The sequence below is a fragment of the Micromonospora sp. PLK6-60 genome (assembly GCF_019890675.1).
Lineage (GTDB): Bacteria > Actinomycetota > Actinomycetes > Mycobacteriales > Micromonosporaceae > Micromonospora.
This window is the reverse complement of record NZ_JAIOAA010000004.1, coordinates 112,373-132,529: the sequence shown is the minus strand read 5'-3', so window position 1 is coordinate 132,529 and position 20,157 is coordinate 112,373. Positions and strand designations below refer to the sequence as shown.

Annotated in this window: 19 protein-coding genes; 8 read left to right on the top strand and 11 right to left on the bottom strand. The window is 73.9% G+C overall.

Translation table 11 applies throughout. The features are described from left to right. Positions 1–9: 9 nt before the first annotated feature. Entirely contained in the window at positions 10–1,194 is a 1,185-nt protein-coding gene (locus tag K7640_RS10030) for a spermidine/putrescine ABC transporter substrate-binding protein (RefSeq protein ID WP_222954481.1), read from the bottom strand. A 207-nt stretch (positions 1,195–1,401) separates the two neighbouring features. On the opposite strand from K7640_RS10030, the gene K7640_RS10025 reads away from it, so the two are divergent. The 3 genes from K7640_RS10025 (at position 1,402) to K7640_RS10015 (ending at position 4,857) form a co-directional block, all read left to right on the top strand. Then, complete coding sequence (locus K7640_RS10025) at positions 1,402–1,914, top strand: Lrp/AsnC family transcriptional regulator (protein ID WP_222954480.1); 513 nt, start codon at positions 1,402–1,404, stop codon at positions 1,912–1,914. A 148-nt stretch (positions 1,915–2,062) separates the two neighbouring features. Next, positions 2,063–3,409, top strand: coding sequence for an aspartate aminotransferase family protein (locus K7640_RS10020; protein WP_222954479.1), 1,347 nt, complete (start codon positions 2,063–2,065; stop codon positions 3,407–3,409). After that, a complete protein-coding gene (locus tag K7640_RS10015; protein WP_222954478.1) occupies positions 3,394–4,857 on the top strand; it encodes an FAD-binding oxidoreductase in 1,464 nt (487 codons plus the stop codon). Before K7640_RS10020 ends, K7640_RS10015 begins: the two co-directional genes overlap by 16 nt. Positions 4,858–4,979: 122 nt before the next feature. Here K7640_RS10015 and K7640_RS10010 read toward each other — a convergent pair whose 3' ends face one another. Continuing rightward, positions 4,980–5,351 (bottom strand): DUF3499 domain-containing protein, encoded by a 372-nt coding sequence (locus tag K7640_RS10010; protein ID WP_222954477.1) that lies wholly within the window; start codon positions 5,349–5,351, stop codon positions 4,980–4,982. A gap of 165 nt (positions 5,352–5,516) precedes the next feature. Between K7640_RS10010 and K7640_RS10005 the strand changes: the two genes are divergently transcribed. Beyond that, entirely contained in the window at positions 5,517–5,960 is a 444-nt protein-coding gene (locus tag K7640_RS10005) for a metallopeptidase family protein (protein ID WP_222954476.1), read from the top strand. Positions 5,961–6,067: 107 nt separating this feature from the next. On the opposite strand, the gene K7640_RS10000 is transcribed toward K7640_RS10005, so the two are convergent. From K7640_RS10000 to K7640_RS09975, 6 genes are all read right to left on the bottom strand, one after another. Beyond that, entirely contained in the window at positions 6,068–6,325 is a 258-nt protein-coding gene (locus tag K7640_RS10000; protein ID WP_007455784.1) for a WhiB family transcriptional regulator, read from the bottom strand. A 493-nt stretch (positions 6,326–6,818) separates the two neighbouring features. Next, on the bottom strand, positions 6,819–7,163 hold the full coding sequence (locus K7640_RS09995) for a phospholipase (protein ID WP_222954475.1): 345 nt from the start codon (positions 7,161–7,163) through the stop codon (positions 6,819–6,821). Positions 7,164–7,174: 11 nt separating this feature from the next. Then, positions 7,175–8,572 (bottom strand): DUF4331 domain-containing protein, encoded by a 1,398-nt coding sequence (locus K7640_RS09990; protein ID WP_222954474.1) that lies wholly within the window; start codon positions 8,570–8,572, stop codon positions 7,175–7,177. Between the two features lie 45 nt (positions 8,573–8,617). After that, positions 8,618–8,896: a hypothetical protein gene (locus K7640_RS09985; RefSeq protein WP_222954473.1), complete on the bottom strand. Its 279-nt coding sequence runs from the start codon at positions 8,894–8,896 to the stop codon at positions 8,618–8,620. A gap of 164 nt (positions 8,897–9,060) precedes the next feature. Then, complete coding sequence (locus tag K7640_RS09980; RefSeq protein ID WP_222954472.1) at positions 9,061–11,604, bottom strand: bifunctional FO biosynthesis protein CofGH; 2,544 nt, start codon at positions 11,602–11,604, stop codon at positions 9,061–9,063. 47 nt (positions 11,605–11,651) lie between these two features. Further along, positions 11,652–12,572: a hypothetical protein gene (locus K7640_RS09975; protein ID WP_222954471.1), complete on the bottom strand. Its 921-nt coding sequence runs from the start codon at positions 12,570–12,572 to the stop codon at positions 11,652–11,654. Positions 12,573–12,670: 98 nt separating this feature from the next. Here K7640_RS09975 and cofD point away from each other — a divergent pair, with 98 nt between their 5' ends. Together cofD and K7640_RS09965 are read left to right on the top strand one after the other, a co-directional pair. After that, the gene (gene cofD, locus K7640_RS09970; RefSeq protein ID WP_222954470.1) at positions 12,671–13,618 is read left to right on the top strand and encodes a 2-phospho-L-lactate transferase; all 948 of its coding nucleotides are present in this window, start codon (positions 12,671–12,673) and stop codon (positions 13,616–13,618) included. After that, complete coding sequence (locus K7640_RS09965) at positions 13,615–14,703, top strand: coenzyme F420-0:L-glutamate ligase (RefSeq protein WP_222954469.1); 1,089 nt, start codon at positions 13,615–13,617, stop codon at positions 14,701–14,703. The genes cofD and K7640_RS09965 overlap by 4 nt, the downstream gene beginning before the upstream one ends. 130 nt (positions 14,704–14,833) lie before the next feature. On the opposite strand, the gene K7640_RS30560 is transcribed toward K7640_RS09965, so the two are convergent. After that, positions 14,834–15,850, bottom strand: a complete 1,017-nt coding sequence (locus tag K7640_RS30560) for a helix-turn-helix transcriptional regulator (protein WP_222954468.1) — start codon at positions 15,848–15,850, stop codon at positions 14,834–14,836. A gap of 603 nt (positions 15,851–16,453) precedes the next feature. Here K7640_RS30560 and K7640_RS09955 point away from each other — a divergent pair. Further along, positions 16,454–17,008, top strand: a complete 555-nt coding sequence (locus tag K7640_RS09955) for an NUDIX hydrolase (protein ID WP_255608651.1) — start codon at positions 16,454–16,456, stop codon at positions 17,006–17,008. Here the strand turns inward: K7640_RS09955 and K7640_RS09950 are convergent. Together K7640_RS09950 and K7640_RS09945 are read right to left on the bottom strand one after the other, a co-directional pair. After that, a complete protein-coding gene (locus K7640_RS09950) occupies positions 16,977–18,065 on the bottom strand; it encodes a mannose-1-phosphate guanylyltransferase (RefSeq protein ID WP_222954467.1) in 1,089 nt (362 codons plus the stop codon). The two genes, K7640_RS09955 and K7640_RS09950, sit on opposite strands and share 32 nt — an antisense overlap. A 58-nt stretch (positions 18,066–18,123) precedes the next feature. Continuing rightward, on the bottom strand, positions 18,124–19,269 hold the full coding sequence (locus K7640_RS09945) for a glycosyltransferase family 1 protein (RefSeq protein WP_222954466.1): 1,146 nt from the start codon (positions 19,267–19,269) through the stop codon (positions 18,124–18,126). Between the two features lie 176 nt (positions 19,270–19,445). On the opposite strand from K7640_RS09945, the gene K7640_RS09940 reads away from it, so the two are divergent. Then, entirely contained in the window at positions 19,446–20,129 is a 684-nt protein-coding gene (locus tag K7640_RS09940; RefSeq protein WP_222954465.1) for a TIGR03089 family protein, read from the top strand. Positions 20,130–20,157: the final 28 nt, after the last annotated feature.

The window sequence follows — 20,157 nt, the reverse complement described above, 5'->3', positions numbered from 1 at the left end:
CCATCCGCCTCACGCCCCGATTACCTGCTGGAACTTGGTCTCGTATTCCTTCTCCTGCTTCTCGTCCAGGGCCATGAACACCTTGGACCGGGAGAGCATCGCCTCGTCCGGGAAGATCAGCGGGTTGCTGGCCAGATCCGGGTCGATCTTCTCCATCTCGGCCTGCGCGCCCTGGACCGGGCAGATGTAGTTGACGTAGGCGGCGAGCTTGGCGGCCACCGCCGGGTCGTAGTAGTAGTCGATCAGCGCCTCGGCGTTGGCCCGGTGGGTGGCCTTGTTCGGCACCAGCATGTTGTCCGACCAGAGCATCACGCCGGATTCGGGCACCACGAACTTGATCTTCTCGTCCTCGAAGCCGAGCTGGACCACGTCGCCGGACCAGCCGATGCAGGCGGCGATGTCCCCCTTGGCCAGGTCGGGGGCGTAGTCGTTGCCGGTGAACTTCCGGATCTGCTTGCTGGCCACCGCCTTCTTCAGCTTGTTCAACGCGTCGTCGAACTGCGCGGTGGTGAAGTTGGCCGGGTCGTGGCCGTTCGACTGGAGCAGCAGGCCCATGGTGTCGCGCATCTCCGACAGCGCGGTCACCTTGCCCTTGAGGTCGGGGCGGGTGAGCAGCTCGTCGACGGTGCGGATCTCCTTGGTCACCTTGGCGTTGTAGGCCAGGCCGGCCAGGCCGGACTGCCACGGGATGGCGAGTTGGCTGTCCGGGTCGAAGGAGCGGTTGCGCAGCGAGGTGAGCAGGTTCGCCTCGACGTTCGGCAGCTTGGCCTTGTCCAGCTTCTGGATCCAGCCGAGCCGGATCATCCGGGCGGCCATCCAGTCGGTGAGCACCATGACGTCGCGGCCCGTGCTCTGACAGGCGGCGAGCTGGTTCTGCACCTTGCCGAAGAACTCGTTGTTGTCGTTGACGTCCTCGGTGTACGTCACCTGGATGCCGGACTTCTTGACGAACTCGTCAAGCGTGGGGCGCTTGGACTCGTCCTTCTCGTCGACGTCCATGTACTGCGGCCAGTTGGAGAAGGCCAGCTTCTTCTCCGTGCCGGACAGGTCGTCGCTCTTGCAGCCGGCCTCGGTCTGCTGGGCGCCCTTGGTGCCGCAGCCGGCCAGGGCGCCACCCGCCGCGAGCATCGCGGCCGTGCCGAGGGTGCCGCTGAGCAGACCACGCCGAGTGAGGGATCGGTGAGGACTACGCATGTGACGACTCCTAAGGGGTCATCGTCGGCGGCGGGACGGGGGTGGCGCGCCGGCGGAGGGTCTTCAGGCGATGGACGACTGATCCTGACATGAGGTGACCTTGCTTACAAGGGATTCCGTTGCGAGATTAGGTCTCGGCGACGAAATACGCCAGACTGCGCGGTGGTACTACGCTCGGCACCGAGTTTCGGACAACGGGAGCGAGACATGGTCATACGGCAACAGGAGCCCGGCAGCGGGCCCCGGCGCGTCACTGTGCGTGAAGGCTCCGGTCACGCTCTGCTCGACGATGTGGCCAAGCAGATCATCGAGCAGTTGCAGGAGGACGGTCGCCGGCCGTACGCCACCATCGGCAAGGCGGTCGGGCTCTCCGAGGCCGCCGTACGGCAGCGGGTGCAGCGGCTGCTGGACGCCGGAGTGATGCAGATCGTCGCCGTCACCGACCCGCTCCAGCTGGGCTTCCCCCGGCAGGCCATGGTCGGCCTGCGCACCGACGGGGACCTGGAGGCGGTCGCCGACCGGCTCGCCGAACTCGAGGAAATCGACTACGTGGTGATCACCGCGGGCTCGTTCGACCTGCTGGCCGAGGTGGTCTGCCGCAACGACGCCCACCTGCTGGAGATCCTCCAGCGGCTGCGGGCCGTGCCCGGCGTGCTGGCCACCGAGGCGTTCGTCTACCTCAAGCTGCGCAAGCAGACCTACAGCTGGGGCACCGCCTGATACGGATTCCGTTGTGCCTTCCATGAGGTCTCGCTGAATTCGTTGCTGGAGGTCGCTGGCACTTGCGTGATCAGCATCGGCTGTGCGATAACCGTCAGCAGAGCGGCCGGTGTCACCCCTGACCGGCCCGGAACCCGATGGGGCTGACATGGCCAACGCCACCGACCACCTCTGGATGCACTTCACCCGGATGGCGAGCTACTCCGCCGGCGAGGTGCCGACCATCGTGCGCGGCGAGGGCGCGTACGTCTGGGACTCCCACGGCCGCCGCTACCTGGACGGTCTCGCCGGACTCTTCGTCGTCAACGCCGGACACGGCCGCACCGAGCTGGCCGAGGCGGCCGCCAAGCAGGCCGCCGAGCTGGCCTACTTCCCGCTCTGGTCGTACGCCCACCCGAAGGCCGTCGAGCTGGCCGAGAAGGTGGCCGAGCTCGCCCCCGGCGACCTGAACCGGGTCTTCTTCACCACCGGCGGCTCGGAGGCCGTCGAGGCCGCCTGGAAGCTGGCCCGGGCCTACTTCAAGCGCACCGGCCAGCCGAACAAGCACAAGGTGGTCAGCCGGTACATCGCCTACCACGGCACCTCGATGGGCGCGCTGTCGATCACCGGCCTGCCCGGCATCAAGAGCGACTTCGAGCCGCTGGTGCCCGGCGGCATCAAGGTGCCCAACACCAACTTCTACCGGGCCCCCGAGCACGGCGACGACGCCGAGGCGTTCGGCCGCTGGGCGGCCGAGGAGATCGGCCGGGCCATCGAGCGGGAGGGACCGGACACCGTCGCCGCGGTGTTCCTGGAGCCGGTGCAGAACTCCGGCGGCTGCTTCCCGCCGCCGCCCGGCTACTTCGAGCGGGTCCGCGAGATCTGCGACGCGTACGACGTGCTGCTGGTCAGCGACGAGGTGATCTGCTCGTGGGGCCGGCTCGGCGAGTACTTCGGCGCCACCCGGTACGGCTACCAGCCGGACATCATCACCACCGCCAAGGGCATCACCTCCGGATACGCCCCGCTCGGCGCGATGATCGCCAGCGAGCGGCTGATGGAGCCGTTCCTCACCGAGACCGGCATGTTCGCCCACGGGGTGACCTTCGGCGGCCACCCGGTCTCCTGCGCGGTGGCCCTGGCCAACCTGGAGGTCTTCGCCCGCGAGGATCTGGTCGGGCACGTCCGGACCAACGAGGGCGCGTTCCGGTCCACCCTGGAGAAGCTCAACGACCTGCCGATCGTCGGCGACGTCCGGGGCGACGGCTACTTCTACGGCATCGAGCTGGTCAAGGACAAGACGACCAGGGAGACCTTCGACGACGCCGAGTCGGAGCGGCTGCTGCGCGGCTTCCTCTCCACCGCGCTCTTCCAGGCCGGGCTCTACTGCCGCGCCGACGACCGCGGCGACCCGGTGGTGCAGCTCGCCCCGCCGCTGATCGCCGAGCAGCAGCAGTTCGACGAGATCGAGCAGATCCTGCGCGCCGTGCTGACCGAGGCATGGGCACGCCTCTGAGCGGCGCGGCGGGATCGGGCGGGGCCGGGAACCATGGCGACGGGTCCCGGCCCCGCCCCTTCGCCCCCGCGACCCGCTACCAGGACCTGTCGTACTGGCTGTCCAGCCTGGACGAGCCGCTGACCCCCGGACCACCACTGCCCGGCGACACCGAGGCCGACGTGGTGATCGTGGGCGCCGGCTACACCGGGCTGTGGACGGCGTACTACCTGGCCGCCGCCGACCCGGCGCTGCGGATCGTGGTGCTGGAGGCCGAGATCGCCGGGTACGGCGCCTCCGGCCGCAACGGCGGCTGGTGCTCCGCGCTCTTCCCCACCTCGCTGCCGGCGCTGGCCCGGCGGCACGGGCGGGACCGGGCGCTGGCGATGCAGCGGGCCATGCACGAGACCGTCGCCGAGGTGGGCCGGGTGACCGCCGCCGAAAGGATCGACTGCGACTGGCGGCAGGGCGGCACGGTGGTGCTGGCCCGCAGCGCGGCCCAGCTCGACCGGGCCCGGGCCGAGGTGGCCACCGCCCGCGCGCACGGGCTCGACCCGGACGACCTGGTGTTGCTGGACGCCGCCGAGGCCGCCGCCCGGTGCGCCGCCGAGGGGGTACGCGGCGCGACGTACACCCCGCACTGCGCCGCGCTGCACCCGGCGAAACTGGTCCGCGGGCTGGCCCGGGCGGTGCGCCGACGCGGGGTGACCATCCACGAGCGCACGCCGGTGACCGCGGTGCGGGCCGGCGCGGCGGTGACCCCGCACGGCACCGTCCGCGCCCCGGTGGTGGTGCGGGCGACCGAGGGCTACACGCCCCGGCTGCCCGGGCAGCGCCGCACGGTGGCGCCGGTCTACTCGCTGATGGTGGCCACCGAGCCGCTGCCGGAGGAGACCTGGGCCGCGATCGGGCTGGCCGAGCGGGAGACCTTCGCCGACCACCGGCACGTCATCATCTACGGCCAGCGCACCGCCGACGGCCGGCTCGCCTTCGGCGGGCGGGGCGCCCCGTACCACTTCGGTTCCCGGGTCGACCCGCGCTACGACCGGGAGCCCCGGGTCTTCGCCGCGCTGCGCCGGGTGCTGGGCGAACTGTTCCCGGTGCTCGGCCCGGACGTGCCGGTCAGCCACACCTGGGGCGGCCCGCTGGGGGTGGCCCGGGACTGGGCCGCCTCGGTGGGGCTGGACCGGTCCACCGGCCTCGCCTGGGCCGGCGGGTACGTGGGTGACGGCGTGGGCACCAGCAACCTGGCCGGGCGTACGCTCGCCGACCTGATCCGGGGGGTGGAGAGCGAGCTGACCGCGCTGCCCTGGGTCAACCACCGCTCCCGCCGCTGGGAGCCGGAGCCGCTGCGCTGGCTGGCCGTCAACGCGGGCCTGCGCCTGATGGCCGCCGCCGACGACGCGGAACTGCGCACCGGCCGCCCGTCCCGCCGCGCCGCCACCTTCTCCCGCCTCCTCGGCCACTAACCCACCCCACCCCCGCCCCCGGTCCCCGGGTCCGTTGATCATGAAGTTAGCGGCACTGGCGGAGATCGACAACGCCGCTAACTCCATGATCAACCGCGAGAGGGGCGGAGGGCCGGGTGGGGTTAGTGGTTGGGGGGGATTACGCGGAGGTGGCCGCGGCGGCCGGTGTGGGGGGCGCCGGGGGGTGGGTCCTGGTCGTCGGCCGGTGGGCGCGGCGGGGCGGGGCGGGCCGCCTCACGGACCGCCTCGGCGAGCGCCACCAGGTCGTCGGTGGTGGGCGGCGGCGGCTCGAACTCGCCCTCGTGCCGGACCACGTCCCAGCCGCGCGGCGCGGTCAGGCTGCGGGCGTGCGGCTCACACAGGTCGTACGTGTGGGGTTCGGCGAACGCGGCCAGCGGCCCCACCACCGCCGTCGACTCGTTGTAGACATAGGTCAGTGTGGCGACCGCTTGCCGGGGGCAGCCGTTACGGGAGCAGCGCCGTGGTGACCTCACGGCGGCAGGGTATCCCCATTACCGGGTTCGGCGCACCGGTTCGCGTTACGACACGCCCGTCACCGTGATCACAATTCGCACCTGTCGTCCGGCTCTCCGCCACCCCCGGAGCACACCGGCGACGTCACCACCGGGCCGCCCGGATCGGGGACTACCCTGTGCCTCATGACGAGTCCGCAGCACCGCCGCCCGGGGCGGCGCGCCCACCGCGACCGGCACGGACGCGGTCTGCGGGGGCGGCTGGTGCCGGCGACCGTCCCGCTGGCCCGCACCAAGGCCGAGGTCTTCGACGACCTGGTGCTGGACACGGTGGAGACGCTGGAGCGGCGGTTCGCCAAGGAGCTGGCCGGGGTCGAGTTCGCGGTCGAGGACGTCCCGCCGGATCTCAACGTCTACGACTCCGACGTGCTGGAGGACGGCGAGGTGCCGCTGGCCCGCCTGCTGCCCGGCCGCCCGGGCCGGCAGGAGGTGCCACCCCGGATCGTGCTCTACCGCCGGCCGCTGGAGTTCCGGGCGATGGACCGCGAGGATCTCGCCGACTTGGTGCACGACGTGATCATCGAGCAGGTGGCGAACCTGCTCGGGGTCGACCCGGACGAACTGGCCTGACCGGCACCCCCGCGCCGCGCCGAAGAAGCCCCGCACCGCTTCCGCGACCGCTGGGCCCTCGGGCCCGAGCCGGGCGGCCCCCACCGCCCCGGCCCCGCACCCTCGCCTCAGGCGGCCCGCCGCTTGAGCTTGCGCCGCTCCCGCTCGGAGAGCCCACCCCAGATCCCGAACCGCTCGTCGTGGCCGAGAGCGTATTCGAGGCACTCCGTCTTGACCTCGCACCGCGAGCAGATCCGCTTCGCCTCGCGGGTCGAACCGCCCTTCTCGGGAAAGAACGCCTCCGGGTCGGTCTGCGAGCAGAGCGCCCGCTCCTGCCACTCCGGCGCATTCCCGAGCAGGTCGGCCACCTCGAGCTGGCCGTCCATAGATTGCCTCCTTGTCGCGCACCGGCGTCAACGCCGCTGCGACCCCCCACGCGAAAAGGCGTGCCTGTCCGTCCGGTCCCATTTGTTGCGATCCGTGCGAACAACCCCATTCAAATTACACGCGTGTAATGCGTGCGCCGTCAAGCCAAACTTGATAATGGAGTCGCCCTCCCGACACGTCCCGGTCGACCACCTGAGCCGCCCGGCCCCGCAACCTGCCCTATCGATTCAGACCCCGGACGAGTAACGCCCTCCCCGGCGAGTTGCCCGAGTTTTCTGCCGTGGCGGCCCGCCGCCCCGCGCCGCCGCCCCCGGCCGCCCCAGCCGGGTTCCGGCCACCCGGACCCGCCCCGCTCGACCGTCACCAAGATCTGGATCTTGATTGGGGCACAGGTTAACCCGCCGCGCCCGGAACCGCCCGCCGAGCGCCCAACACCGTCAGCGCCCTGCCCACCATGTGGACAGGGCGCGACGGTCGGCGCGCGGCGACCGGTCAGCCGGCGCCGACGGGCCCGCTGGTCGGCCAGGCGAACTCGGCGATACCGCCACCGCTCACGGTGACCGCGCCGGCCGGCGTCTCCGTGTCCCACCACACGGTATAGAGGCCGGCGGGCAGGTCCGGATAGAGCGCACTGTGGAACGCGCCGTCGGGGATGCGGCGCTCCCGCACCGCGGCGTGGGTCCGGGCCTCCCGGGGCCGGTCCGCCCGGCTGATCTCGATCTCCCGGCCGAGCAGGTCAGGTCCGGTGTAGACGATCAGCGCCCCGGTGTCCCCACCGAGGTCGAGCAGCACGGTGCCGCTCTCCGTCGGCCCGTACTCGTGCCGGTGTGCCGGCATGCGCCCTCCTCTCACGACCCGGCGGCGGGCGGGTTGCCGAACCCGTCGTACGGCGTGCCGAGGAAGGGGAAGTCGCCGAGGAAGGGCGCCGTCACGTCGGCGGCACTCAACCCGGGGGTGACCGTGGCGGCGGCCGCGTCCGGGGTGAACGTCCTGTCCACCAGCGGCACGGTGAGGCCGGCGATGGCCCGCAACGAGATGCTCACCACGTCGTCGCCGACCCGGCGTCCGTTCGGGAAGCCGGCGAGGTCGCCGCCGAGCACCCCGAACGGGTTCGGCTTGCGGGCCGGCGGAATCGCGGTGTTCAGCCGCAGCATGTCCGCCTGGATGTCGCCGGTGTGGTTGGTGAAGCCGTCGACCAGGCCGGCCGGGATGCCGGTCAGCAGAATGGCCACCAGATCCGCCCGGGGCTTCTTCGCCTTGTTCAGCGCCTCCAGTTGGGGGAAGACGCCGGGATAGAGGGCGGGCAGCAGGGCGGCCAACTCGGGCCGCTCGACGAACTGCGCGAACCGCTTGTCCTCGGCCGGCGGCAGCGTGTTCCACAGGTCCTTTCTGGACATCGGCACCACGACCTCGTTGAACAGCGGGTTGCCGAGCCGGGACACCTGTGTGAACGGTCCGGCCGCGGTGTCCGCCGCCACCCGGTCGCCGAGCACCCGCACCTGCTGCCGGGAGGCGGTGGTCCAGACGCCGATCACCGAGGCGCGGTCGGCGGCGCCGTACCGGTTGGCCCGGCGGCGCACCCGACCCAGCGGCACCTGGAGGGCGATGGTGTGCACGTTCATCCGGTCCAGCGCGTTGACCGGCTCGCCCTCGGCCCGGAACAGGTTGCGGCCGGCCACGTGCAGCTGCTGGAACGGGCGCAGCGTGCCCAGCTCGAAGACCGCCCCCAGGTCCACGAAGAACCCGTCCGCCCGCTGGCCGGCGAAGACCCGCTCCCCGGTGGAGAGGCGATAGGTGGCCTGCCGGACCAGATCGGCGTACTTCGGGGTGGAGAGCGGGCCGACGTTGCACGGCGGGCACGGCAGCTTGGCTGCCAGCACGCGCTCCCGACCGTCGGCGATCCGGGTCAACCGGTAGAACTGCCGCCGGTTCCAGTTCCGGCTGTCCAGCGACTCGATCGGCCCGGTGTTGTAGAGAAAACTGTTCGGATTCGTTATCTCGGTGGTGAATTCGAAACGATAGGTGACATCGGGCTGACCGTCACCGTCGTTGTCGACGTGAATCTCGTACCGCACGTCGTCGCCGAACTCGAAGAAGTTCGGGCCGCCCGAGGGCAGCTGCATCGGCACGTAGTTCGCCAACAGGGTGACCGAGTCGGGTCGGCCGGGGGTGACGAAGGCGTACAGGTCGGAGCTGTCGGCGACCGGATCCTTGGCGATCTCCGGCGCCTCGCGGTGGGAAGACATGGCGGACCAACCTTCGGGGATGGGTGGGTCGGGGAGTACGGGCGATCAGCCGCGGCCGGCGGCGCGGCGCAACCGGTCGGCCAGCGCCCGGTCCCGCACCTCGACCCGGGTGGCGCCGACGAAGACGTCCATCCGCCCGGAGGCGGCGTCGCGCAGGTGCACGACGATCGGCCCGTCGGCCTCCCGCCACGCGGGGCCGTTCTGCGCGGCCGACAGGCCCGGCACGGTGAGGGCCGCGGCCCCCAGGGTGGCGCTCGCCGCGGCCGTCAACGTCTGCCGGCGGGTCAGTCGCGGCCAGCGCCACTTCCGCTCTTCACTGGACATGGGCAACCTTTCCACGGCGGCGCCGCAGCGCCCGCCCGACGACGGGGGCCGGTACGCCGCCCGGGGCGGCGCCGCCAGGCCCGGTGAGGGTCGCCGGCGGCGGTCCTCGCCGCTACCGCCGCCGGCGACATCGGGTACGGCCGGCGCCGGGAAAAGGTTCGACCTCAGGCGGGAACGTGACCGTACGCGGTCGTCCGCTTGCGGGCCGGTCGCCCCGCCGCCGCCGCGATCGCCACCAACTGCTCCTCGGTACGCGCCGAACCGTTGCCCGACCCGGCCATCCGGGAGATGGTCTCCTCCATCAGCGTGCCACCCAGGTCGTTGCAGCCGCCCCGGAGCATCGCCACCGTGCCCTCGTCACCGAGCTTCACCCACGAGCACTGGATGTTGCCGATCCGCCCGTGCAGCAGCAGCCGGGCCATCGCGTGCACCACCCGGTTCTCCCGCCAGGTCGGGCCCGGACGGGCGATGCCGGCGAGGTAGATCGGCGCGTTGGTGTGCACGAACGGCAGCGCCACGAACTCGGTGAAGCCGGCCGTGCGGTCCTGCACGCCGGCCAGCACCCGGAAGTGTGCAAGCCACTGGCCGGGATGGTCGACGTGGCCGTACATCATGGTGGAGCTGGACCGGATGCCCAGCTCGTGGGCCGTGCTGACCACCTCGACCCAGGCGGCGGCCGGCAGCTTGCCCTTGGTGAGCACCCAGCGCACGTCGTCGTCGAGGATCTCCGCGGCGGTGCCCGGGATGGTGTCCAGCCCGGCCTCGCGGAGCTGGAGCAGCCACTCCCGCACCGGCACCCCGGCCTTCGCCGCGGCGGTGACGATCTCCATCGGGGAGAACGCGTGCACGTGCATCCCGGGCACCCGCGCCTTGATCGCCCGGACGATGTCGGCGTACCCGGTGACCGGCATCTTCGGGTCGATGCCGCCCTGCAGGCACACCTCGGTCGCCCCCGCCGCCCACGCCTGCGCGGCCCGGTCGGCCACCTGCTGCACCGAGAGCCGGTACGCGTCGGCGTCCCGCTCCCGCTGCGCGAAGGCGCAGAACCGGCAGCCGACGTAGCAGACGTTGCTGAAGTTGATGTTGCGGTTGACCACGTAGGTCACGTCGTCGCCCACGGTGTCCCGGCGCACGTCGTCGGCGATCCGGCACAGCTCGTCCAGCGCCGGGCCGTCCGCGCCGAACAGCGCCAGCGCCGCCGCCTCGTGCCGCCGGTCGAGCAGCGCGGCCGGATCGTCGGCGGCCAGCCGCAGGCCGGCGCGCAGCTCGGCGTCCGCGCCGCTCCCGGCGCCCGCGTCCGGTACGGCGGCGCGCCGGGCCAGCGCCTCGGGGGTCACCTTGCCGGCCACCTCGGCCCAGTCGCCGTAGACGCTGTCGAAGTCGCCCCGGCGGTCCCCGCTGCGCCCGGTGGTGTCGATGGTGGCGTGCAGGTCGGTCCGCCCGCCGAAGACCTCCTCCGGCTCCTGCCAGGGCCGGCCCACCGGCCGGGCCGCCTCGACCGCCAGCCCGGTGGCCGGGTCGGCCAGCGCGCCGACGTGCGGCAGCAGCCGCGGATCGAGCCACGGGTCGCCGGCCCGGACGTACTCCGGGTAGACGGTGAGCCGCTCGCGCAGGGCGAAGCCGGCCGCCGCGCTGTGCCGGGCCAGCTCGTCGATCTGCGGCCAGGGGCGTTCCGGGTTGACGTGGTCCGGGGTGAGCGGCGAGACCCCACCCCAGTCGTCGATGCCGGCCCGCAGCAGCAGCCCGTACTCGCCGGCGATCAGGTTCGGCGGGGCCTGGATCCGCGCCTTCGGGCCGAGCAGCAGGCGGGCCACCGCCACGGTGGCGGCCAGGTCGTGCAGCTCGGCGTCCGGCATGCCGCGCATCGCGGTGTCCGGCTTGGCGCGGAAGTTCTGCACGATCACCTCCTGGAGGTGGCCGTACTCCCGCATCGTCCGGCGGATCGCGAACAGCGCGTCGACCCGCTCGGCCGGGGTCTCCCCGATGCCGATCAGGATGCCGGTGGTGAACGGCACGCCGACCCGGCCCGCGTCGTCGAGCACCCGCAGCCGCACCGCGGGCTCCTTGTCCGGCGAGCCGAAGTGCGGGCCGCCCGGCTCCGCCCAGAGCCGCGTCGCGGTGGTCTCCAGCATCATGCCCATGCTCGGCGCGACCGGCTTGAGCCGTTGCAGCTCCGACCAGGAGAGCACCCCCGGATTCAGGTGCGGCAGCAGGCCGGTCTCCTCCAGCACCGCCACCGCGCAGGCGCGCAGGTAGTCCAGCGTGGAGTCGTAGCCCCGCTCGTCCAGCCACTCCCGGGCCGCCGGCCAGCGCTCCTCCGGCCGGTCGCCGAGGGTGAACAGCGCCTCCTTGCAGCCCAGCGCCGCGCCCTCCCGGGCGATCGCGAGGACCTCGTCCCGCTCCAGGTAGGCCGCCGGCAGCCGGTGCGGCACGGTGGCGAAGGTGCAGTAGTGGCACCGGTCCCGGCAGAGCCGGGTCAGCGGGATGAAGACCTTCTTCGAGTACGTGACCACGCCCGGCCGCCCCGCGTCGCGCAGGCCGGCGTCGCGGACCGCCCCGGCGAGCCGGAGCAGCTCGTCCAGCGCGGGCCCCCGGGCGGCGAGCAGGGCGGTGGCCTCGTCGGCGTCCAGCGCCCGCCCGGCGGTGGCCCGGCGCAGGGCACGCCGGACGCTCGCCTCGGTCGGGCCGGAATCGGTGCGGTCGGGCATCCGTCAACCCTAGGCCCTGTCTTGTCGACCATGCCGGTGCGAGGCCGTCAGCGGGGCGGGTCGTCCCGGCGGAACTGCTGGGTGCGGTCGCCGTCGCCGGTGGGCGGCGGGCCCGGCTCCCCGGGCTGGCGCGGGATGGCCTGGGTCGGGTCGGCCGACGGCGGCTGCCCGAACGGCGGGGCCGGGTACGCCGGCTGCGCTCCCCCGGGCGCCGGCGGCGGGTACGGCGGCTGGCCGTACGGGTCGGCGGTCGGCTGACCCGGGTAGGGCTGGCCGTACTGCGGTGCCGGCTGGCCGGCCGGGCCGTACTGCGGCTGGCCGGGCGCGGGCGGGCCGAAGGAGCCGCCCGGCTGACCCGGTGCGGGCGGGCCGAACTGGCTGCCCGGCTGGCCCGGGGCGGGCGGGCCGAACTGGCCACCGGGCTGACCCGGGGCGGGCCAGCCGCCGGGCTGCTGCGGCCGGCCGTAGACGCCGGGCTGCGGCTTCGGCGCCTGGTAGAGGTTGCTCCAGATCCGCCACACCACGAACGCGCCGGCCGCCAGCAGGGCGAGCCAGCCGACCCGGGTCAGCATGCCCAGGAAGGCGTCGAGCACCTCCCCCTCGGCCAGCCGCCCGATCGTCCAGACCAGGAAGGTCAACAGGCCGAGCACGCCACCGGCCGCGTACTCGGCGAGGGCGACCTTGGTGATCAGCGGAGCCCGCGGCGGCACCGGCGCCAGGTGGGTGACCAGCAGCACGGCCAGCAGCGGCAGCAGGACCGCCGGCAGCTCGGCGACATGCTCGAAGGCCCCGCCGGCCCGGCCGGTGCTGTCGCCGTACTCGGTCGGCACCAGCCAGCGCAGCAGGCCGACGAAGAGGAACAGCGCGTTCACGGCCAGCAGCACCAGGGCGGCCGGCTCGCGCAGCGGGGCGGTCAGGGCGCGGGCCGGGGCCGGTGTGGTCGGCGCGGGCTCGTCGGGGCTGGTCACATGCTCCCCCTCGCGGGCGTGGCGGACGAATGCGACGTGAGCCTAGTCTCCCGGACCGACGGGGCACCGCCGACGTCCCGTACGGAAGGATGGACGGCATGCGCATCGTGGTTCTGGCCGGCGGCATCGGGGGCGCCCGGTTCCTGCTCGGCGTGCGGTCGTACGCCCGGGAGGTGGGCGCGGAGGTGACCGCCGTGGTGAACGTCGGCGACGACCTGCTGCTGCACGGCTTGAAGGTCTGCCCCGACCTGGACAGCGTGCTCTACACACTGGGCGGCGGGGCCGACCCGGAGCGGGGCTGGGGCCGGGCCGGCGAGAGCTGGACGGTCAAGGCGGAGCTGGCCGCGTACGGGGCCGAGCCGACCTGGTTCGGGCTGGGCGACAAGGATCTGGCCACCCATCTGGTGCGCACCACCATGCTCGGCGCCGGTTACCCGCTGTCGCAGGTGACCGAGGCGCTGGCCGCCCGCTGGCAGCCGGGCGTACGCCTGCTGCCGGCCACCGACGACCGGCTGGAGACCCACGCGGTGGTCGACCTGGACGGCGGCCGGCGGGCCATCCACTTCCAGGAGTGGTGGGTGCGGTACCGGGCGGACGTCCCCACCGACCGGTTCGTCTTCGTCGGCGCGGACGCCGCCAAGCCGGCGCCCGGGGTGCGCGAGGCGATCGCGGCGGCGGACGTGGTCCTGGTCGCGCCGAGCAACCCGGTGGTCAGCATCGCCCCGGTGCTCGCCGTGCCCGGGCTGCGCGAGGCGGTGGTGGAGGGGCCGGCCCCGGTGGTCGGTGTCTCGCCGATCATCGGTGGCGCCCCGGTGCGCGGGATGGCGGACCGCTGCCTGGCCGTCCTCGGCGTGGAGTGCAGCGCCGTCGGCGTGGGCCGGCTCTACGGCGCGCGGCGGGACGGCGGGCTGCTGGACGGCTGGCTGGTCGCGCCGGAGGACGCGGGCGCCGAGGTGCCGGGGGTGACCGTCCGCGCGGTGCCGCTGCGGATGACCGACGAGGCGGCGACGGCCGCGATGGTGCGCGCCGCGTTGGAGCTGGTGTGAGGCTGGAGATCCTGCCGGTGCTGGGCATCGGCGACGTGACCGAGGGCGACGACCTGGCAGTCCTGATCGCCACCGCCGCGCCGTGGCTGCGCGACGGCGACGTGCTGGTGGTCACCAGCAAGATCGTGTCCAAGGCGGAGGGCCGGCTGGTGGACGTGCCGGCCGAGGAGGGGCCGGAGCGCACGGCGGCCCGGGACGAGGTGCTCGCCGCCGAGACGGCCCGGGTGGTGGCCACCCGGGGCGCGACCCGGATCGTGCAGACCCACCACGGCTTCGTGATGGCCTCGGCCGGCATCGACGCCTCGAACGTGGACGCCGGCCGCCTGGTGCTGCTGCCGAAGGACCCGGACGCCTCGGCCCGCGCGCTGCGCGCCGCGCTGCGCGAGCGGTACGGCGTGGACGTCGCCGTGATCATCAGCGACACGATGGGCCGGCCCTGGCGCAACGGGCTCACCGACGTGGCGCTCGGTGTGGCCGGGATGGCCGCCATCCGCGACCACCGCGGCGAGGTCGACCCGTACGGCAACGAGCTCCAGGTGACCCAGGTCGCGGTGGTCGACGAGCTGGCCGGCGCCGGTGAACTGATCAAGGGCAAGCGGGACCAGGTGCCGGTCGCGGTGGTGCGCGGCTACCCGGCGACGATCCGGCCCGACGACGGCGCCGGGGCCGCCGCGCTGGTCCGGGAGAGCGCGCTGGACCTGTTCTCGCTGGGCACCGCCGAGGCCCGGGCGGACGGGCTGCGCTCGGCCGCGCTCCTCGCCGACGCGATCGGCCTGGAGGTGGACCCGGCGGCGGTCGAGCGGGCGATCGACGCGGTGGCCGGGCTGATCGCGCCCGGCACGGTCTTCACCCACGTGACCGACGACGAGGTACGCGAGAGCACCGCCGCCACCGTGCCCGGCTGGCCGGTACGGGCCACCGGGCTGATCCTGGGTGCCGCCCCGACCCCGGTCGACCGCCCCGACCTGGTCCGCTTCGGCGCCGACCTGCACCGCCTGCGCGCCGCCCTGGCCGCCGAGGGCGTCCCCACCACCCTCCTCCCACCCCCCACCGGCAGCACCGCCCTGGCCACCCTGGCCCTCTAACCCACCCCAACCGGCCCCGGACCACCCGGTAGCCGTCGTTGATCATGGAGTTAGCGGCGTTTTTGATCTCCACTGGTGCCGCTAACTTCATGATCAACCGGACGGGGTGAGGGTGGGGGTGGGGGTGGGGTTAGGGGTTTAGGACGGCGCGGCCGAGGGGGGTCAGGGTGTGCAGGACGGTGTTGCGGTCCCGGGTGCTGACCAGCAGGCCCGCGTTGCGCAGCACGGCGGTGTGCTGGCTGGCCGCGGCCGGCGAGATGTTCAGCCGGCGGGCGACCTCGCCGGTGGTGCAGCCGGCGTCGCTGGCCGCCAGCACCGCCGCCCGGGTCCGGCCGAGCAGGGCGGCCAGCGCCTCCCGGTCCGCGGCCGGGGACGCGCCGGCCGGCACCGCGCCGACCTCCAGGCGTGGCGCCGGGGCCAGGCCGCCCAGCCGGTCCACCGGATAGACCAGGACCGGCGGCAGCGCCGGGTCGAGCAGGGCGACCGGCGTCGGCGCGCAGAAGAACGACGGCACCAGCAGCAGCCCCCGCCCGTCCAGGTGCAGCTCGCGGTCGTTCGGGTAGCCGGGAACCGACAGCACGCCCCCCGCCCACCGCACCGCGGGCCGCAGGCTCTCCAGCAGTCCCTCGACACCGCCGTCCAGCAGGGCCCGGGCCCGCCGCGCCCGGTCCGCGTCGACCGCGGCCTGGATCCGCGCCCAGTACGGCGCCAGCGCCACGGAGCGGTAGCGCGCCATCGTGTCGGTGAGGTGGCGCAGCACCTCCGGCTCCCCCCGGGCCAGCGCCGCGGCCGACGAGGGCAGCGCCTTGCGCCCGTCCACCAGGCCCACGTCCCGGCTCAGCTGGGCTACCGGCGTGCCGCGCAGCGCCTCCAGCCCCGCCTCGAAGCCGTCCCGGCTGGCGTACGGGGTGAGGAAGTCGGGGAAGTAGCCGCGGGGCCGGTTCAGCGCGAGGAAAAGCTCCAGCCGGCGGGCGGTGCCCTCCCGGCGCAGGGCGCGCGCGACACCGTCCCGCCAGGGCGACAGCAACCCGTCGCCGGCCCCGCCGGACAGCACGTGCAGGCTGAGGACGACCTCCCAGACCGCGTCCGCGGCAGGAGCCACCCGGGTCCGGAGGATGTCCTCGCCGGAGAAGCGGATCTTCAGCATGTTTGGAGCGCTCTCCCGGGCGGGCCGAGGGTGTGCCCGCCGCCACTCGACTCTACCCGGCCGGCACCTTTCTCCATCATTAAGCGTCAGCTGAAAGTCCTCGACGGGTCCGGCGGTCGGGGCGCATGCTCGTTCCCTGCCCGACGACGGCCCGCGCGTTTCACGTTCGCGGCACCGCCGGGGGCATTGGGGGCCCGACGTCCGGGCGGCACCACGAGGGTCTGCGGCCGTCAGTCAGTCCGCAGGAGGTGCACCCGGGCGTCGCGCCCGCCGGGCCGCCCCGGGCACTCGTAGAGTGTCGGGATGCCCGACGCCAGCACGGCACCCGCCGCGCCGCAGCCTGACGCCAGCCCGGTCGAGGCCGACGCCCGCGCGGTCCCGGCCGCCGCTCCACGCTCGCCGCACCCCGCCGCCAGCCCGGCCGCTGGCCACGCCGACACCGTCGCCCTCCCGGCCGCCGGCCACGCCGCCGTCATCGCGGCACCGGCCGCCGGCCACGCCCACACCGTCGCCCTCCCGGCCGCCGGCCACGCCAACACCGCCACGGCACCGGCCGCCGGCCACGCCAACACCGTCGCCGCACCGACCGCCGGCCACGCCGCGCTGCACGCCGACGCGACCGCGCTGCTGACCGACTGGACGCCGACCAGCCCCAGCGCGGCGCACGCCCGGGATCGCACGCTGCGCCTGCTCGCCGACGGGCCGGTGGCGATGAGCCGCGCCCACCGGGCCGGTCACCTGACCGCCAGCGCGCTGGTGTTCGACGCGAGCGGCACCCGGCTGCTGCTCTGCCTGCACGGCAAGCTGCGCCGCTGGGTCCAGCTCGGTGGGCACTGCGAACCCGCCGACCGGACGCTCGCCGGGGCGGCGCTGCGCGAGGCCGCCGAGGAGTCCGGCATCGCCGGCCTGCGCATCGACCCCGTCCCGATCGACATCGACGTGCACCGGGTCGGCTGCGGCGGCGACTCGTGGCACCACGACGTACGGTTCGCCGTGCTCGCCCCGGCCGGGGCGGTCGAGCGGGCCAGCGACGAGTCGGAGGCGCTGGGCTGGTTCACCCCGGACCGGTTGCCGGAGCCGCTGGCCGGCGGCACCGCCCGCCTCGTCGCGCCGGGCCTCGCCGCGCTCAGACGTAGCCCTCTTCGCCCCGCTCCTTGAGCTGGTCGACCAGCTTCTTCACCTCCTGCGCCCGGTCCCGGGGGCAGACCAGCACGGCGTCCGGGGTGTCGACCACGATCAGGTCGTGCAGCCCGACGGTGGCCACCAGCCGGCCCGACTGCGGCACCACCACCAGGCCCGTGCTGTCGTGCAGCAGGACGCCGGGCTTGGCGCCGCCGAGCACCACGTTCCCGGCCGGATCGGCGGGCAGCACGTCGCCGAGGGTGTGGAAGTCGCCGACGTCGTTCCACCCGAAGTCACCGGGCACCGTGGCCACCCGGCCGGCCTGCGCCGCACCCTCCATCACCGCGTAGTCGACCGAGATCTTCGGCAGCGTCGGCCACACCGTGCCCAGCACGTCGTCCTGCTCGGCGGTGCCCCACGCCGCCGCGATCGCGGTGACGCCCGCGTGCAGCGCCGGCTGCTGCCGGGCCAACTCGGCGAGGAAGACGTCCACCCGCCAGACGAACATGCTCGCGTTCCACAGGTGCCGGCCCGAACGCACGTACGCCTCGGCGACGTCGGCCGCCGGCTTCTCCTTGAACTCGGCGACCGGCCGCGACGGCCCGTCGCCTTCCGGCTGGCCGGTCTCCAGGTATCCGTAGCCGGTCTCCGGCCGGGTGGGCGTGATGCCGACCGTCATCAGCAGCCCGCGCTCGGCGCCGCGCACCGCCTCCCGTACGGTCGCCACCCACCGGTCCGGGTCGCCGATCAGGTGGTCGGCGGCGAAGGAGCCCATCACGGCGTCCGGCTCGCGCAGCGCGATCACCGCGGCGGCCAGCGCGATCGCCGCGCAGGAGTCGCGCGGCGACGGCTCGACGAGGATGTTCTCCTCGGGCAGACCGGTCAGCTGCCGCGCCACCGCCGCGACGTGCGCGGCGCCGGTGACCACCAGGATGTGCTCCGGGGTGGTCAGCGGCGCCAACCGCTCGACCGTGGCCTGCAACAGCGAGGCGCTGGTGCCGGTGAGCGGGTGCAGGAACTTGGGGTGGCCGGCACGGGACAGCGGCCACAACCTCGTGCCACTGCCACCCGCCGGGATGACGGCGTAGAGCATCAGGACATCATGCCCGACCCGTCGCCGCGCGGACGCCCGGTCGGCCCGGCGTGGCCGGTCAGGATCGGGCCCGGCTCCACGCGGCGATGTGCACCTCGGCGCTGGACTCCCAGGTGAACTCCTTGGCCCGGGCGAAGCCCGCCTCGGCCAGGGCGTTGCGGCGCCCCTCGTCGTCCAGCAGCGCGGCCAGGTCGGCCGCGATCTGGTCCGGGTCCTCACTGGTGTACGCCACCGCGTCGCCGCCCACCTCGGGCAGCGAGAGCCGCGGCGTGGTGAGCACCGGCGCGGCGCAGGCCATCGCCTCCAGGATCGGCAGGCCGAAGCCCTCACCGTACGAGGGGTAGGCGGCGACCAGCGCACCGCCGAGGAAGCCGGGCAGGTCGGCGTAGCGCAGGTAGCCGGGACGCAGCAGCCGCAGGTGCGGGGGCACCTCGGCCACCGCCCGGTCGATGTCGTCGTCGTGCCCCTGACCGCCGGCGATCACCAGGGCCGGCGGGTTCTCCCGGTCGGCGACCGCCCGCGCCCAGCCCCGGATCAGGTTTGGCACGTTCTTGCGCGGCTCCTTGGCCCCGAGGAAGGCGACGTAGCTGCTCGAACCCAGGCCGAGCCGGGCCCGGACGCGGGCCTTCTCCTCCTCGCCCGGCGCGTGGAAGGCGGCCTGGTCGACGCCGTGGTACGCCACGTCGATCCGGGTCGGGTCGGCGTCGAGCAGCCGGATCAGCTCGTCCCGGGTGGCCTTGCTCGGCACGATCACCCGGTCGGCGCGGCGCAGCGAGGTCTTGATCGCGCTGCGGAAGAACGTCCGGCGGGACTTGTCGTAGTGCTCCGGCTCGGTGAAGAAGGTCGCGTCGTGCACGGTCACCGTCACCGGGCAACCCGCCCGAAGCGGACAGGTGTAGAACGGCGAGTGCAGCACCTCCGCGCCCACCTGCTGGGCGAGCAGCGGCAGGCCGGTCTGCTCCCAGGCGAGCCGGGCCGGCCGGTGGGCGACCGCCGCCGGGGCCGGGACGATCTCGGCGCCGGGCAGCATCCGGGTGTAGCGCTCCAGGTCGGTGCGCAGGCTGACCACGGCGAGGTCCAGCCCCTCGCCGCACACCTTGCCCAGGGCGCCGAGCAGGCCATCGACGTATCTACCGACGCCGCCACGGTCGGCGGGGACACTCGTGGCGTCGATGAGCACGCGGGGCGGGCGACCGGCGGTCACGGGGCGACTCCTTGCGGTGACGGGTTCGTGGTCAGAAAGATGGCGGGCCTGTGTTCAGGAACACTCCGGGGGCAAGCCTACGCCGGAGCCCGCTCCGGTCGCTGACTGCGACCCGACGGTACGCCGACTTGTCCTCGGCATCGAGTACGGGGCCCGGGCGCGTATCGTTCGCGCCGATGGCCGACAACATTGCCCGGGTGTTCGCCGACGCCTCCGCCGCCGACCCCACCCGACCGCTGCTGACCTGGTACGACGACGCCACCGGCGAACGCACCGAACTCTCCGGCGCGACGCTCGGAAACTGGGTGGCCAAGACGGCCAACCTACTCGTGGACGAGGCCGGCTGCGCGCCCGGCGATCCGGTCGGGGTGCTGTTGCCGCCGCACTGGCAGACCGCCGCGGTGCTGCTCGGCTGCTGGTCGGCGAAACTGACCGTGGTCGACGCCCCGGCTCCGGTGGACGTGCTGTTCGCCGCCGTCGACCGGCTCGACGAGGCGGCCGAGTGGCCGGCCGGCGAACGCTACGCGCTGGCGCTGGACCCGTTCGCCCTGCCGATGCGGCAGGTGCCGGCCGGCTTCGCCGACTTCGTGTCGGCGGTACGCGGGCACGGCGACCACTTCACCCCGTACCCCGGCGGTGGCGAGGCGGACGCGGCGCTGCTGGCCCGCGCGGCGTCCCGGGCCGCGGGCCTCGGGCCCGGCGACCGGGTTCTGGTCGACGTCGCGGCCCACCCGGACCCGGTCGACTGGCTGCTCGCCCCGCTGACCGTGGGAGCCAGCATCGTCGCCTGCGCCAACCTGGACCACTCCCGGCTGGCCGCCCGCTCCGCCACCGAGAAGGTCACCCGCACCCTGAGTTGAAAGGAGGGGCCCCTTGTTAACACCCGTC

Bases quoted from the DNA above. Each gene is read 5' to 3' on its own strand.
- K7640_RS10025 (WP_222954480.1), top strand. From the start codon at position 1,402: ATGGTCATACGGCAACAGGAGCCCGGCAGCGGGCCCCGGCGCGTCACT.
- K7640_RS10015 (WP_222954478.1), top strand. From the start codon at position 3,394: ATGGGCACGCCTCTGAGCGGCGCGGCGGGATCGGGCGGGGCCGGGAAC.
- K7640_RS09985 (WP_222954473.1), bottom strand. From the start codon at position 8,896: ATGTCCAGTGAAGAGCGGAAGTGGCGCTGGCCGCGACTGACCCGCCGG.
- K7640_RS09940 (WP_222954465.1), top strand. From the start codon at position 19,446: ATGGCCGACAACATTGCCCGGGTGTTCGCCGACGCCTCCGCCGCCGAC.
- K7640_RS09980 (WP_222954472.1), bottom strand. From the start codon at position 11,604: ATGCCCGACCGCACCGATTCCGGCCCGACCGAGGCGAGCGTCCGGCGT.
- K7640_RS30560 (WP_222954468.1), bottom strand. From the start codon at position 15,850: ATGCTGAAGATCCGCTTCTCCGGCGAGGACATCCTCCGGACCCGGGTG.
- K7640_RS09950 (WP_222954467.1), bottom strand. From the start codon at position 18,065: ATGCTCTACGCCGTCATCCCGGCGGGTGGCAGTGGCACGAGGTTGTGG.
- K7640_RS10030 (WP_222954481.1), bottom strand. From the start codon at position 1,194: ATGCGTAGTCCTCACCGATCCCTCACTCGGCGTGGTCTGCTCAGCGGC.
- K7640_RS09995 (WP_222954475.1), bottom strand. From the start codon at position 7,163: ATGCCGGCACACCGGCACGAGTACGGGCCGACGGAGAGCGGCACCGTG.
- K7640_RS09990 (WP_222954474.1), bottom strand. From the start codon at position 8,572: ATGTCTTCCCACCGCGAGGCGCCGGAGATCGCCAAGGATCCGGTCGCC.
- K7640_RS10000 (WP_007455784.1), bottom strand. From the start codon at position 6,325: ATGGACGGCCAGCTCGAGGTGGCCGACCTGCTCGGGAATGCGCCGGAG.
- K7640_RS10005 (WP_222954476.1), top strand. From the start codon at position 5,517: ATGACGAGTCCGCAGCACCGCCGCCCGGGGCGGCGCGCCCACCGCGAC.
- K7640_RS10020 (WP_222954479.1), top strand. From the start codon at position 2,063: ATGGCCAACGCCACCGACCACCTCTGGATGCACTTCACCCGGATGGCG.
- cofD (WP_222954470.1), top strand. From the start codon at position 12,671: ATGCGCATCGTGGTTCTGGCCGGCGGCATCGGGGGCGCCCGGTTCCTG.